This is a genomic window from Mucilaginibacter pankratovii, from assembly GCF_014773265.1.
Lineage (GTDB): Bacteria > Bacteroidota > Bacteroidia > Sphingobacteriales > Sphingobacteriaceae > Mucilaginibacter > Mucilaginibacter pankratovii.
Genome location: NZ_JACWMY010000003.1, coordinates 572,550 through 588,398, shown reverse-complemented (window position 1 = coordinate 588,398; position 15,849 = coordinate 572,550). Strand labels below are relative to the sequence as shown.

Here is a 15,849-nt window from a genome sequence, read left to right as displayed (position 1 = left end):
ATGTAGGCACATTAACAAAGTCGACATTTGGTTAGCGTATCACAAAAAAAATTACGATTTCTGTATCGACAACGTGGCGGTACTCAACACAAAAGTCGATTCACGCAATTCTGTCGCTGTTAAGCCGTATGGGAAGATATCGAGCCGTTTTTTAGACGATTTACGACCTTGGCCAGTTGAAATACAATAAGTAACTCGGCGCTGCAAAGGCAATAACGACTTTCGCGCTTTGCCACGATTAATATTTGGCGAGCTACTTTTCTTTGTAAAGAAAAGTAGAAAAAGAAACAAAAGATTATACAGTCTTAAAAACTATCCTAAAGATGATTAACGATTTTCTTTGGGGTCTTCCTTTCCTGAGGTTGTCCTCGAACCAGCAAGCCTCCCCAAAAATCATGAAGAAGGCATCAGCAATAAGTATATGTGACCCTAAAAATTCACATAATGCTATCAATCTTTCAAAAATATTTATTCACTAATGTCTCTACTTCATCAAGTGATGGGGCATACATGCGCAATTGCTCGGCTAAAGTGTCAAAGTATTCACGAATAAGAGGAGATCGCTTTGTTAGCGTCAAATTATTAACTAAAAGCACATGCGTAGCAATGGGTTGATGTCCGGAATCGAAAGTAAGGCCCACGCCGGGAATTAATTCCGCCTGACGAGCGTATTTATTGATCTTAAAGGTCAATAAATTACCTATACCATCTAATAACATATTATCAAAATTATAGGATATAATTTGCAGACATGAATTTGTCATCACGACCGCTGTACCAAGATAAATGTGTTTATTAAAAGGATTACGAATTTCCACTTTACCGTCAACATATATCTCCAATTCGTGTTCGTATATATAATCAAATCGTGTATTTATGCGCCTCGCACCCGCAAAGTATTTGTAACATCCGACAAAATCAATCAATTCTTCTGATTTGCGGGATTTGTGGGTTATATAGTTAATGATTTCGGAGCGTTCTTTATGGAGATCACTGCGTTTAGGTACGCTGCTTTTTCCTTTCTTTAAGGACCCTGTGGCCGGATCGTATTTTAAATCAAAACTTTTCAGAATTGCATCGACCCACTTTGTTTTTAAGGCGGTCCCATTTTTCTGATTGTTGTAAAAATCTTGAAGCCAGCGAGGATTCGGCAATTCCGCAAAGCTGAATCCACTTTTATTCTGTAAATGGACATGCAGCTCATTGAACGTTTTACTATTATTAAATCTTTTGAAACGGTCTTTATGCGTCCTGCCTTCGTTCAAATTATTATAATACCGTTTGATCTCATCATTTATTAATGATATGGTATCCGTACTGTATTTCCAAGTCTTGGCAATCCGGTAGTGTTCGTTAATATCCATTTTTTTACGATTCGTAAATTATTTCGCAATATCGGGATAATTTGATATAACTAACAATCATTAAATCAGTAAATTAGCAGTACAATTAATTTAAATCAATTGATATGAAATCTGTATTGAAATGGCTGATCATTATTGCGCTGGTTGCGGGTTATGGTTGCAAAAAAACAACCGAACCAACCGTGAAACCGGTGGATTCTTTAATAAATCTATCATCAGTTAATAGCACGCTGCTTACTCAAACCGCTGCACCTACGTTAACCGTCACTCTGTCGTCGGCAAAGGCGCTCACTACCGGTCAAAGCTTTATTCATCACTTGGTGGTTAAATCAGGCAATGTAGTTGTGCCTAACGCGTTAGTTGGTGTCGAGGACCCGGTTTTAGGTTACTGCACTACGGTTAGGGCTAATGCGCAAGGCATGCTCGACTATGTAAGCAAAGTGCCAACCTTTTTAACTTCTGGCTTTTATATGTTCCGTTTTAATCTTAGCGGGGGCAATTCTCGGACAAGCACTGTATCGGTTTATAAAAATACCAGTTTCAATTACCTGCGCCATGCGTCGATGGTACTAAATATAGCCTCGCCAGAATCTATTAGTCAGGCACAATTGGTTTTGGGAATCAGGGCGCAAAATTTTGCCAAGTTTGACATAAACACCGCAGCATACTTAGTCAATTCGCTGGGTCAGGATATCCTGAATGATGCTATAAGCAATCCGGTAACTAAATCTGTTTTAACGGTTTCGGGAATTGGCTGTGCCGATCCGCCAACAGCTGAAATTGCTTGCCCAGTTTTTTTTACAACACTTGTCGACGCTATCACGGTTTCTACTGCTAAAGTGATTGCTAAAAGGGTGATTGCGCGGGTACCAATGTCAACAGCGCTGCGTAACAATCTAAACAATGTGGTAGATATTGGCGCAGTAGGGTACAGCGTCAGCGTATTTAAACTGGATCAGGGCGTAACTTTATTCAGTGATGCGACGGCCATAAACTGGGATCTGAATAACATTCAGCAATCACTAATTTCTCAGGGAGATACCTTTAAAAGCCTGACTTTGGCCGGCACTATTAATTCAGGCCCAAATGCGGGGCAAATGTGTATGCTTGTTGTCACAGCAAATCCCCAAAATATCCCTACAGGTCAATTGATTATAAAAAATGGAACAGTTACAAGTTTTGGCAATGTATCGACAAATACAAGCAAATTTATAACATTGCCATTAGTTAATTTAGGAGCGGCACCTATAAAAGTATCAGGAATTGGAGTTAATTCACCGTTTTCAATATCACAGCAGACAGTTACAGTTCCGGCAAATAGCAGTGTAGACGTGGTCCTAAGTTTTAAGCCGACCAGTAAAGGTTACTTTGATTCGCCAATTACCATTAAATCAAATGCATCTAATCCGACCGTTTCTTACCATACGGATGGAACAGGGATTTGATGACTTCTATAAATATATAATAAGAAAATCCAGGCTCGCCCAATCTTAGCAAGACACAACTCGAACCCGAAAAAAGCATTATATTGAAAGTAGCGGTTCATCCTGTTTCTTTTGCTACTTTTCTTTTCAAAGAAAAGTAGTCCGGGATACCCAGTTCAACCTCAAAGTCTGCAAGCATGAGCAATAAGATAAAAGGATCGACCTTTCACTTAGCTGGCAAGTCGTTTCAAATCATCCAAAAAGCGGTTCGATATCTTTCCCCTACGGGCTACTTTAACAATCAGATTACCCTTGCAAATCAACCACTTGCAAGGGTTTTTTGTTTTTACTGTCAATCAGGCTGTCAATAAAGTTAGGACAAATAGAGATGAATTCAAATAAGATTCCTCAACTGAATAGTGTATTCGTCTAACTGTTCAAATAAATAATGATACCGACCTTTACTTTTGGTTGAACGTAACATGACCTGTTTTTCTAAGCTAATGCCTCCTTTTCTATTAGGAAATAAATTTCTTTCATTAATAAAATTCCCGATTTGTTCGAAGTTTAGTTTCCGCTCGTCGTTGCTCAATAATGCAATCACTATAGCTTCATGAAGCTTTAAAAGATTCTTCATATATGGGTCAGGGTTATTTTAAACTAAAGCTTGTTTAATTAAAAACATAATATATTCCAAATTAGAATTATCCTCTACTACCAATTCGTAGTCTCCATTGCCCCAATGACCTATAGTTGATACGTCTCTCATTAAATTTTGAGGGTCAATCAGCGCTCCTTTTTTAAGATTTATCCAAAGCTCTAATGACTTTTTAAGAAGGGTAATATCAACAACATTGCTGCTTTTCTTAAATGCTATATAGTCCTTTTTTGCTTGGATTTCGATGTCGGAACTAAGATTTAGAATAGCCGTTTTAAATTCATTATACAATTCTGTAATATCATCTGAAGCTCGGGTCAGATGATCATCTTCGGTAAAAGTCTTAATTTCCCGCGCTACCTTTTGTAGCTGCTCATTCTCTTTGGCAATTATTTTTATGCTCGGTGCCGCTGATGTCTTCCTTATCGGATTGATGAAGATTGTATTGTTCTCAAATTGCTTTATCTCCCACAACTCAATTGAGAAATCCTTGAAATTGGTAGACTGCTTTTGAAATTCCGTAAAAGTTGATGAAACGAAGATAATTCTACTTTGACTCCAATCCACCTCATCGCGTTTTAAAGTTTTTTGCTGAGTTTCATTATACTCAATTATAAAGTCAGCCTTATACTCTAACATAAGGTTTAAGTATGATACACCTTGGTCTATCACGCTATAATTTTTATCCATTTTATATTCTATTATGACAAATGATTTATTCTCTATGTCATAGGCCAAGGTATTGATACGATTACTTTTTATAGTGAATTCTGACTTAACGAAATGCAGGCCGGTAATTGTCCTTAAATTTCTTTCAAAAATTTGTTGAATATCCTTTTCAAGTTTAAATGGCAACTCTTTAATTCCCTGTATTTCACCGAGGTTTTTGTTGTATAATATCATAGTGAATAAAAAATCGATTTTTCTACCTTTAGTTAAGTTGGAAATTGATAATGACTTAATTAAATAAAGCTTTCGCTACAAATTGTTTTTATAGATAGCGCGTCCATTTCCGTAGTTTGCTTTTGAAATTTCTCTATCTGATTTTTTGCAACCAATTGTTCTAATGCTTCAACCATCAGTTCATCGCCGAGTTTCTCTTTCTTCAAAATCCGCAATTCAGTTTTTGCATAATCGGGTATCTCTCTCTGAAATATTCTATTCAATTTGTCTATCCGGGATTTTAATTCCTCGTTTTTAACACTGAAGAGATTATAAGTAATTCTAAGTTGCTCTTGAAAGTACTTTTGCTCGAGGGTTATACTTGCTGCACTAAAAGTTAGTTGCCGCTTTTTTAGCTCTTCTTTAAACTTTTTATAGATCGGAGCTAATCTCTTAATATGTTCCTCTGTTTTGATCTCAACTTTGTGTTCTTCCTAGGGGCTCGTTTTAATCAATTTCAATATTTCCCCTATAGCTTCAGTACTTTCCTTCCCGTTTAAAAAGTATAAGCGATTTAGATTACCCGCCCTTAAAAAGGCGTAAGTGCCTTTATCTTCGGATGATTGTGTACTTCTAATTCCATCCTCTAAATTAATAATGCGATTATATTCCGATGGACTATCTATTTCCAATTGGTTTAGAACCTTTTCTGCCTCATCGAAAACTGTCGAGATTCCCCCGTCAGCATCCAGTATATTTTCACTCATATCGGAATAAATAGAAAAAACACTTTCTTCATTTAGCTCTTCTTCATTAGAAAGAATTGCACTATCAGAACCGAAGATTTGATGTATTTCATTTATTCTACTATGCACTCTTCCTTTTAAGTCCAATTCCTGTTCAATATCAACATCGGGCAAAAAATTATATACTTTAATTTCTTTAGCAGTGCTACCAATGCGATCGATTCGCCCTATGCGTTGGATTAATCGCACTGGATTCCAATGAAAATCGTAGTTAACAACGATATGAGCATCTTGCAAATTCTGTCCTTCACTTAATACATCAGAGGTAAATAATATTTGTATTTCCTGTTCATCAGCATTTAACCCCAACCTGTTAGTTTGTGATATCGGTGAAAAGCGCCTAACAATTGATGCTTTATCTTCGGTCTTTGTTTTGAATGAGGAAACGCGCTCTATAAATAAATTCGGATATAGTTCTTTAGTTCTATTATATAGATATTCAACGGTTTCTGTGAATTCCGAAAAAATTAATATCTTTTCCTTACAGTTAGGAGCAATGATTGTCTTAATAAATTGATTGAATTTATTATCTTCTTTTTTGTTTTTTACTAACGGAATAATTAATGCCTGAACCTCTTTTAAAACGGAAATATCAAATAAGATTGCATTAACTAAATCATCTTTTCTGAAATCCTCTATAGGGTATTCATTTACTTTTATTTTTGAAAAATCAGCTTCTTGCTCTAATTCAAAAAATAGTTGTAGTTGGTCCGCTCTGCCCGTAATAACCAGTCCTCTTTGTTCAATCGAAGCTAATACAAATTCGTTCCTCCTAATTATTCGGTTTAGCGAGGCTGAAAAAGAGACAGCGGAACTTTCTAAACGTTTAAAAAGAAGCATTTTAAGTAAGCCGCGTACTAGATCCCCAAAATAACTTAAACCTTGATAGGTTTTTTCCGTTAGCTTTCCTTCTTTTAGGAAGCTGGTCAAAGCATATATCGAATATTGATAACGTTCGCTCCGGGTCTGTTTAAAAAGCTTAACTGCGCTTCCAGTTCTGCAATCCGCTGTTTTAGCTGAGCGATCAATTTATCCTTTTCTCCAATGACCGATTCCAAAGGCTCGACCTTGTGCCAGCGGTCAATGGTTTTTAGGAATTCTAAAAATGCTTCAAGCTTCCGGGTTTGTTCAAGCCCGGAAGCATATTTTGCGGAGAAAGGGTCTAGTCGTTTGAAGTGCCGGATGCGGCTGGTGACGATATCGTGGACGTGGTTGAAAAAACCTTCTTCCTTGCCCGGATTGGCTTTTAAATAAGAATAGAGCTGGTAATCGTAAAATTGGTTGTATTCTGTTTCGTATATCTTGTAAACTTTCAGCAAAAAGAAATTGTCTTCTAACCTCCTGTTGCTAAAAAATGCCCGCCCGATATCGTATTGATGAGCAGAAAAATCGAACGGCTTACGGAATTTGAAATAATTAGTTTGTATCGGCATCTCAGAGCGTATTTATTTGAGAACGTCATAAGTGGGGTATGGTTTACTAAGGTTTCATCATTCTGAACCTTTGCATATAAATCCACTACAAGGGATACCGCAATCATTATTCATTTCCACTGAACTTATGCAAATGTTCTTTCATTAAATTTGTTAGCTGCCAAGGTTACTGTGCGAAGTTCGATCCTGTTTCAGGCTCGGGGGCATTAATAGCCCATGCTGGACAAATCTCGACTATTTCTTAGAGGACTTGCGTAAAATGGCGTTTTAAATTATTGGTTCGAACCCAGTCTGTGGAACCCCAATGGGTACAAACCATCTATTTCAATGTCAATAAATGTTTGAAAATTTTGGAAAAGCGGTTCGGATTCTGTTCGATTAGAGCTGGCAAGGATGGCCTAAGCGCCAGCCCAGGGGGGCTCGAGCCGAGCTTTAATCGCCGGCGTGCATTGCATACATGCGAACACGCCGGCACCAAATTGGGAACGGAGTACAAGTGCCGCGACCAAGGATTAATATCCACTTTCCGCGCATCTCTGGAATACTGCCGAATTTGATGGCAGACACATTGTAATAATATACCCACTTATTGGGTGCTTTAAGATACTGTTTGGCTGCTTGCCCCCCGCTACAATACAATTGTCAAATATTAATTAGTTAAAGTTTCTTTAAGTAATCAAGTGCTTCTTTTCCAGACAAAACTTTAGCACTCGAGCATTCATCGAGCTTGGCAATTTCCTTTACCGTTTTACCATATTTTAGAAATCTAACTTTCGGAGGTACCGGAACTTCAAAACTTTTAAGGTTAGCTGAAGTAGAAACATAAACATTTAAGGTTAGTGTATCGCCCTTCACATTACTTTTTACATTATAGATGCTTTCAATAGAATGTATGTATTCTATTTTAATATTGTTACCGTGTTTGCACATCGAAATTAAACTATCATCAGGAGCGTGAACCTTCATAGTCGCTAATATTAAAACTAAAGCTAAGATTTTCATTTCCTTATATTAAAAGTGGGCAATATAGTTATTTTATGGCTTACCCGATGGAGGGGAATTAGCGGAATTGATAGAGCCGCTTAGGGTTCGCGGAGTTGTCGTATCAAACCCCGCATAACTTTCTGCCGCCGATAGATGTTCATTTGTAACATAGTTCCACAACGCTGCTGAATAGCCTGCGCATGTATAAGACATACTCCAATCTACATTACTTGCGACCGAGTTAAAATTATTTATTAATTGAATTTGTGCAGTCGTTATGCTTACTGACCTTGAGGACACTCCATAACCCATGTTCGCTTCCAAATTAACCCAAAATTCCTGCGTCCCTCGGTTGCCGTACAACGACATAGTTGTCACAGTTCCATTCTTTGATTCTAATCTTATCCATGCATGCCCGGCAGTAACCGATGCGCCTGTACCAACATTTGTTATTATATACATTTTACCCCATTCCTTACTCTGCCAGTTAAGCTGGCTGGCACTAACATTAGGCCCATGAGCTGCTGACCCGTTTTCGCCAACATCGAATCCGCCGAAGGCTGCCGGGTTAGCCGATTGCACTGTTGTAAAAGTGCCATCTGAATTTACGAGCCCCAGGTTGAATGCGTTCTCGTGTATCACGCCCCAAGCCAGGGATTCATTGGATACGGTTACATCATAGTCGGTGTAATCCTTGAGCGCATCCATTATGTCGTAAAGATAAGTCATTGCATTGTCCCAGAATGTAGAATAATCAGCCTGAGCAGGTTCATTATGCCAGAAAGAATCACCTGCCCTACCTTCGTCAGAACTAAATGGCCCGTCGTCATCAAATGCCCCTTCGTTTTGCCAATTAGGGTTTAAGGGTCCCCGTCGGGTGGGGATATTTGGCATTGCTGGCGGTATTGGCGCATTTTTTGAACCAGGCAATGGCAGCAGGTCTCCCAGCGGGTCATTATAAGTAATGGGATTATTAGCGGCATACTGGTAAGGGCTCTTATTGGCCTGCGATTCTGCAACTGGGTCTACTCCTACCCACCTGCCTAAGGCAGCGTCATAATTACGGTTAAAGGTTTGATAATAATCGGGCAGGTCGGCAAAGTCGTTCTGCCATTCACTACCGCCGTTATACAGCTGCTTATTCGCCTGTGATGGTGTGCTTACCGGGCTGTTAGCCATTACAAGGCCGTACCCATAATAGCTATTTTCTTGTTTTACCTGTAAAGTGCCCGATACATTTTGGAAGCTGAGGCGGGCGTTGCCCTGCTGGTCAGTTATCACAAATTCCTGTAAAAAAGCTCCGGAACTATATATCACCCTGCCTTCGGGCATCGGGAAATAGCTTAAGGTACTGTTAACAAATACAAAACCGTCAACGTAATCGGTGGTGGCTTGAAGCGTGGAAACACCGCCTACGTTTTCATACTGCCGTTTCCTGATCAATTGCCCGCTTGCGTCATAGGTGTAATCGATATACCGGTTGGCCGATGAAGTAAAAGTCACTTTATCTGTCCGGTTGACGACATTATATTCAAGCCCGATGCCTTTATACGGATCGGCTGTTAAATTCCCGTTAGCGTCGTAAGTGTAGGTAGCAGTAGATAATGCCCCTGTTATATTTTTAAAGCCAATGCTGGTATAATTTGTACCTACGCCATCCAATACCTTATCTAAGCGGTTTGGGTTTGCCGCATTTTGCGTATAGGTTAGATTGTCTACCTGAACATTGGTGTTAGTCCCTTGGGTACTGCTGTTGCGCGTAAGGAAGGTAATATTCCCGCCAAAATCGTAGGTAATACTTTCATTAAAGCCCCCGATGTTATTGTTGAACGCACCAGTACCCGTAGTTGTACGTTCTGCATAGGAGGCCGCCGTATAACGATTTACGCCATCGTAAGAATATTTATAACTACGCTCATAACTCTTAACACCGGATGCATTCAGGCTCATCCATTTTACAGCAGACAGCTTACCGTTAAAATATCCGGTATTGCCCAGGTTGCTGTCCTGCCCATCATATAGCATCTCCATGCCAAAAACATCGTTGGCATCGCTGTTGGTTATGCCTCCATCGCTGGCCAGCTTACTATTGTTAATAGTAATTAACTGCCCGCGTATATTATAGCGCATATCCAAATTCTGCAGCCAGGTAGTAGAATTGATATAGCCGAGGTTCTTCTTGTGAATCTGCCCTAACTCGTTGTAATTGTAGGCGGCAACCGTCATTGTGCTGCCCGCTGCACTGTTGGTACTATACTTTTGGCTCACACCGGTAAGGCGGTACATATGGTCGTAGCTGAGCATGGTAAATACCGATACCCAGGTAGTTGAGGTTGGCTGTTTCTTTATTTTACTGACCAGCGGAACACCCATGAAATCAGGGATGGTGGTTTTGGTATCGGTAAACAATACCGGACCGCCATAATACATCAGGTTATTACTTTGTTCCTGTATGGGGTTCAAACGCTTATCATACATCGTACCTTTTACCATCCAAGTTCCCGTGGCAAGGCCGTTCCGTACCACCGCTTTAACAGAAACAGTTTGCATCCCTTTTACTTTTGCGGTGGTCGCTGCTGCTTCTGTAAATCCTGCGGGAAAATCGCCCTGCGAAATATAACCATACTCTTCTGTCCCGTCAATATTGAGGTCATAGCTGTCAAAATAGCTACAGGAAAGTAACGTAATATTACTAGTTGGGAAAATGTTGTTAGTGTAATAAGAGCCATTGGTGTAGGTGTTGGTACTTTTTTCATACCAATTGGTGCTGTAATCCAATGTATTTACATAAGCCTGCATATTGGCCGGCCCGATATGCGAGGTAGGCGAAGTAGTATTGTCTACGTAAATACCCTGCAATACAGCCCTTCCTTTTGCATCATACTTAATATAGTTCCACTTGTTCGTTGCGGCCATATTTGCATCCTGCATCAGCACGGGTCGATCCAGCGGATCGTATACAATATAAACCGGGCCTTTGGCGGGGACTGTTTTACTAACCACACGCCCCTTATTATCATAAGTAAATTTAAATACCATATTGCTTAATGGCGCTGTGTTTAACGCGTATGAATTTGCGCTTAAAATAGCAGTTGCATTGGGTGGTATGGTGTAAGTGAGCATCCCTGCCCTGTTATAGATGTAGTAAGTATCTATATTGCTGCCGGAAAGTTTCTGGCGCTTTAATACCGTACGCCCGGTAAGATCGTTAAAACTAAGGGTTTCAGCGCCGTCTTCGTCTATGCCATCGGTTACCGCCAGGGAGTTATCAGCATAGTAACTGCTTACAGTATAAGTACCGTCCGGGTTCCATAGCAAAATATTACCATCTGTGGTACTAATGTTAGGCCGGTAACTCACCGTTTTATAGTGCTGGGTACCTGTACCTCCAACCGGCTGGAAACCGTTACCAACCATGCCCGATTTCAGCACTCTTTGCAACGGGCTGTTCTCAAACACGCTTTGTGTATAAGGGTTTGCGTCTTTTGCGATGATATATTGAGTAGTCTGATTATAAAAAGTCGCTTGTGCTGTCAGGGCGTTGGTGCGGTAGCTTGCTTTGACATCTCCGCTTTGCCCTGCATACGGCAGGTAGCTAACGGGCTGCCGTCCCAGGTTATCATAAACGACCGGCTGTATCACGTCGTTGCCCAGCGGACTGGCCTGTACGCCAATCGTTTGAATGATTCGGCCAAGCCCGTCAACATAGGAACGAGTGGATTGTTTCTGAGTAGTAGGCAATCCTGCTGCCTGTACATCGGTAGTTATACCTCCAACTTTTATAATTTCCTGCTGCACAAACCCTTGTTGCGCTTGGGCTTTAAAACCAAATACAATCGTGATTACGGCAATTAAGGTTAGGTATATTTTATGTGCCATTTTAGTATGATGTGCGTATGTGAATGATTGAATTCTTTAACTTACTCTACTTGCTATATGCCGCATGCAAACTGCGATACCGTAAATCCGAGATTATTACAATTCGATAAATTCATAGTAAAAGAGTATGTATTGTTCGATACCCAATTCTTGCAGTCTTCTGCACAATCACCGCTGAGGGTAACACTATTATATCCTAGCCCGGTACCTGAATTATAATGGGAACCTCCGCTAAGAGATACATAAATGGTGTAATTACCCTGCAATATAGTCGCTGTATTAAGCTGCGCGCCGGTAAAGGTATATTTCAAAGTAGAGCCCTGGTAAAAAGTGACCGATGTAATGTCACCATTTCCAAATGTGTAGCTGATGTAGCTTAATGGTAGGCTGGCAGGAGCAACCGTGATGGTAAGAGGTGCAAGAGTGATGTTGCCAAACAATGGCGAATGCACAGTTGCATTAACAGTATATGTGCCGGCAGCAGCATAGGTATGACCAGGGCTTGTTAATCCTGAATAACCGTTAACGGTTGACAAATCCCCGAAATTCCAGTCTACGGTGAGCCCCGCAGCAGCGCAAGAGTTGAGCCAACTTACACTAAGCGTTGTAGGGGTACCGTGTATAGCAATAGAGTTCAAGCTAATTACTAACGAGCTAACTGGCTGGGCATCGGCGGGTGTAACATAGTAATTGCGTTGGGTAATATTTTTGTCCTGGTCTTTAGTCTTTAGTACTCTTCCCCACTGGTCATTTTCAAAATACTCAGATACGCCATTAGTATTGGTTTGGGCAACTTTATAATGATAGACTGGGTCGTAAGTCACAGTTGAGGCCTCCGATGCTTCCGGATAAAGCAAAATATCATCTACTGAAATATTATCCGAGGAAGTAAAGCTGACCGTAAACGTAGAAGGTGGTGACGGCATACTTGTTACGTTGACACGAAACTCGTAGTATTTCCAGTCGCCCGTGCCGGTATAAGTATAGCCAACTGCGGAGCCGCCGTTTAGCGATATATATAACGTATTGGATTTGGCCGGGCCGTTTATCCACACCGAAAAGATATTATAATATTGCGTTGAACCTGCATAAAATGATTTCGTCATAAGGCTGCGGCTTAACGCCGGCGACGTAAATGTTTTAGTATTAGCAGGCAACCCGTAAGCGTTACCTGCATGACTGCCTAGTGGTGTAAAAGAACCAGTTCCACTTACTGTAAAACTATTACCGGGTGCGGTTCCGGGATCAGTATCAAAATCGGTATACGCCACTTCACTTGATTTTGCATTAGAAAAGCTAGCTACCCTCTTACTTGATAAATGGTCCGTAAGTGCTGTACTGAAATTCCGGTTATTATCATTTGTAGTGACCGGTATGCCATAGTTGTCATATTTATCGACGTTGCCCGTTACAAAATACCTGGTATCATAAGTACCAGTTGTACTGGTTACCGAATACGGGACGAACGGGCTTGGAGTCGACGGGATACCATCGGGCGAGACTAGTTTAAGTTGCTGCGCGGGCAGGTAACGCGTATTGCTTCCCAATGTAACGGGGCTGTACAAAGTTAATGACGCAACCGTGGTAGACGTAATACCGCCTTTTGTAATTTGTTGATAGGTCTCTACCAGGTAATTGGTATTAACAGCTGATTGTTGCATGTTATACAAAGCTTTCACATTATTACTGGCCGTGCCTCCATTGCCGGCAGCAGGGTAATCTTTAACATAGGTGAAATTTGTTGTGTATATGCTACCATTACTGTTAGTGGTTTGCTCTTGTGTAAGCAGTTTGTGATAAGGGCTATTATAGGTATAGTTGGTTGTGCTGGTTTGCGCCTGGGATAAAGTAGGTGAGTCGTATACCGTGTTTGACACCTGCGTTACAAGCTCGCTTGTATTATAATACACTGTATATTTACTATAAGCTTTTGCAGACAAGGATCCGAATGCGAGGTTATCTGCTTTGTAGGCGGTGACCGAATTTATGGCGTTAGAGCGGCTGTAAGTATAGTTAGACTCGCTCACTTTGATACCGGCACCGCTAAAATTAGTTACTTTTTTAATCAAACCTCTTTCAAAATCGTAATTTGGGTTTGGCGGGAACGGGTAAGAGAAAAAATCATTTTTAATATTCCAGTCAGTGGCGGTACAACTGTTGCGCGCAACATAGCTTTTAGAATTGGCCCACTCTGTAGCGCAGCCGCTGCAAACCGGTGCGGAGCCCAAATCCCAGTGTGTGGCCGGTACATAATATTGATACAAAGTGCTTCCGGCATTGGCTTGGCTCATGGTGACGTCGGTATACATAATGGTGTGGTCGTCATTCGACATGTCATATTCTGATAACACGGTGATATAATCCCAAAGGCTTTGGCCGGTTAACGAGGTAGTTGACGGAACGCTAAAGGCGAACGCAGGAAGCGAAATTGGCCTCCCGCTGCTATTGGACGTACCAGGGAGTGTGTATGTGTAATTACGCACCATATTGTTTGCCGTACTAATACCGTCATAATCGGTAACTTGCTTGACGCGGACTCCACCTCCTGCTACACTTTGTGCGGATGGCAAATCATAATACGTATTGTATTCATACAATACACTTGTTGTGCCTCCTTGCGCATATTTGATGCCGGAAAGGCAGCCGATGGATACGCCGCCCGTGGGTGCAACCGGTGTGCGGCTTACACCGCCACTGGTAGAATATACATAACCCCCGGCCCCCGTTGCGGGATTATAAATAGCATAACGCGGATATCCGGCATTAAAAGGGTTTACCCAAACCTTAGGGACAAGCGATGAGCTCCCGGATCCGGTATAATAGCCCCAGTAGTCGATATTATTAGAGGTGGAGTCAGGAAGTAACGTTGTATTTGTTGATAGATTTTCGCCATCATAGGTAAAACTGTAGTTGACCGGCGAACTGCAGCCCGCCTCGGTGATGCCGCGAAGAAAAAGCCGCCTGAACCCTGTGGTACTTTGGGCGACAGGGGAATAATTTAATATAAAATCCCGCCCAAGGCCGATTATTTCCCTGATGACGAGTTGCCCGGTTTGGGAGGTTGGGAATCCACCGACATCATTGCGGTAAAACGTTAAGCCAGGAAAGGTGGTGCTTACATTGAATGTATTTATCGTGGATAACAATTGAGAGCTGATCTGGCTTTGGACATAATATTGTATACTTTGGCTCGAAGATCCGGATAAATGAAGTATAACGGGGTCAGTACCATAAGTAACCGTCGTTGGCAAATAGTTAAATTGTATGCCGTTACCCAAAGGGTCGGTAATCGATATAAGGTTCCAGCTATTATAAAATGTTACACCATTTTTATAATTGTTATATTTCGTAGCAAAATAGGTGGCAGTACCGCTGCCCAACACCGTTTTAACAGTGGCCTGTTGCGGGGCAGAAAAATTGTATTTGATACCTCTGTCCGTTGTTATGGTGAATGAATTAATGAGGCTTGAGTTACTACCGCTGCCGCCATGAGTGGTGTAAGTGATGGCCAAATCTTGGTAGTTAACCAATTTAAACTGGTTCGTAGCCTTGTCAAAAATCATCTGGCAGGAAAGCCCCGGTGCACTTACGGTGAACAGGTCCGGCTCCCGGTCATCATTGGTAGTGCTTAAATTAGTATTGATATAACTGTTATCATTCGACTCATCTGTACAAGTTGCGAAGTTATTGTCGTTTGCAATGGTGAACCCTGTAATAAGTGATATAGGGCTAAATGACATCCAGCCATGAAGGTCCAATGCAGTTGGTGTTGAGTTGTCTTTCGTTACATCGTCCGGCAACCCCCTAAGTTCTCTACTGACCGCCCCTCCGGCTATGACGTTCCAGCCAAGGCCTGCGGTGCCTTCCACATCTTTGGGCTTAACCCCTGACGTGCTGTAACTTAAGCTTACGGAGGCAGATACCTGCCCGCTACTCAAGGTATAGATTGGTATATCGACGGCAGCCGCACCTGTTAGCGGGTTAACTGTAACCTGCCCAACGGCGCTAACAGCAAAAATCCAAAAAAAAGGTAAAATTAAATATTTCAGCATAACGATAATGGTTTAGGAAAAGCTTAAGCACTTTATATTACAAGTAAATTAGTACAATTATAATGGGAAGCCAATACCTCAGTCTCTTATAGAGCCTAAAAGTATTGAATAACAAATCCGAAACGGTAAAAAAAATAGTTGCGGAATGCAAAGATGATTGTAGCAGGCTTTCATTTGGTGATATTTTATGGTTCGGGATAACGAAATAAATATATTAAATAAGTTATTAAAAATCCAAATAAATAAATAAATAACTGCCAACCGCAGCTTTTACCTTCTGAAGATTAAGTGTAGTGCCTGGGGCACGCGGGGCGGCCTATAGTTAGTTTTCCCTTGCCGCCGGCCCTGCAGAACCCTCTACTTCCTT

The 15,849-nt window shown here is 41.1% G+C and carries 9 protein-coding genes; 1 reads left to right on the top strand and 8 read right to left on the bottom strand.

Annotation, left to right across the window (positions count from 1 at the left end):
* Window positions 1-458 precede the first annotated feature (458 nt).
* Complete coding sequence (locus tag IDJ77_RS08285) at window positions 459-1,364, bottom strand: hypothetical protein (protein ID WP_191188470.1); 906 nt, start codon at window positions 1,362-1,364, stop codon at window positions 459-461.
* A gap of 104 nt (window positions 1,365-1,468) precedes the next feature.
* On the opposite strand from IDJ77_RS08285, the gene IDJ77_RS08280 reads away from it, so the two are divergent.
* Entirely contained in the window at window positions 1,469-2,809 is a 1,341-nt protein-coding gene (locus IDJ77_RS08280) for an Ig-like domain-containing protein (protein ID WP_191188469.1), read from the top strand.
* Between the two features lie 634 nt (window positions 2,810-3,443).
* On the opposite strand, the gene IDJ77_RS08275 is transcribed toward IDJ77_RS08280, so the two are convergent.
* From IDJ77_RS08275 to IDJ77_RS08245, 7 genes are all read right to left on the bottom strand, one after another.
* On the bottom strand, window positions 3,444-4,349 hold the full coding sequence (locus IDJ77_RS08275; protein WP_191188468.1) for a DUF5655 domain-containing protein: 906 nt from the start codon (window positions 4,347-4,349) through the stop codon (window positions 3,444-3,446).
* 59 nt (window positions 4,350-4,408) lie between these two features.
* A complete protein-coding gene (locus IDJ77_RS08270; RefSeq protein ID WP_191188467.1) occupies window positions 4,409-4,555 on the bottom strand; it encodes a hypothetical protein in 147 nt (48 codons plus the stop codon).
* Between the two features lie 267 nt (window positions 4,556-4,822).
* Entirely contained in the window at window positions 4,823-6,064 is a 1,242-nt protein-coding gene (locus tag IDJ77_RS08265; RefSeq protein ID WP_191188466.1) for a C-terminal helicase domain-containing protein, read from the bottom strand.
* Window positions 6,061-6,567, bottom strand: a complete 507-nt coding sequence (locus IDJ77_RS08260) for a hypothetical protein (RefSeq protein WP_191188465.1) — start codon at window positions 6,565-6,567, stop codon at window positions 6,061-6,063. Before IDJ77_RS08260 ends, IDJ77_RS08265 begins: the two co-directional genes overlap by 4 nt.
* A gap of 657 nt (window positions 6,568-7,224) precedes the next feature.
* On the bottom strand, window positions 7,225-7,569 hold the full coding sequence (locus IDJ77_RS08255; protein WP_191188464.1) for a hypothetical protein: 345 nt from the start codon (window positions 7,567-7,569) through the stop codon (window positions 7,225-7,227).
* A gap of 33 nt (window positions 7,570-7,602) precedes the next feature.
* Window positions 7,603-11,430, bottom strand: coding sequence for a DUF6443 domain-containing protein (locus IDJ77_RS08250; protein ID WP_191188463.1), 3,828 nt, complete (start codon window positions 11,428-11,430; stop codon window positions 7,603-7,605).
* Between the two features lie 53 nt (window positions 11,431-11,483).
* Entirely contained in the window at window positions 11,484-15,482 is a 3,999-nt protein-coding gene (locus tag IDJ77_RS08245; protein WP_191188462.1) for a PKD domain-containing protein, read from the bottom strand.
* Window positions 15,483-15,849 lie beyond the last annotated feature (367 nt).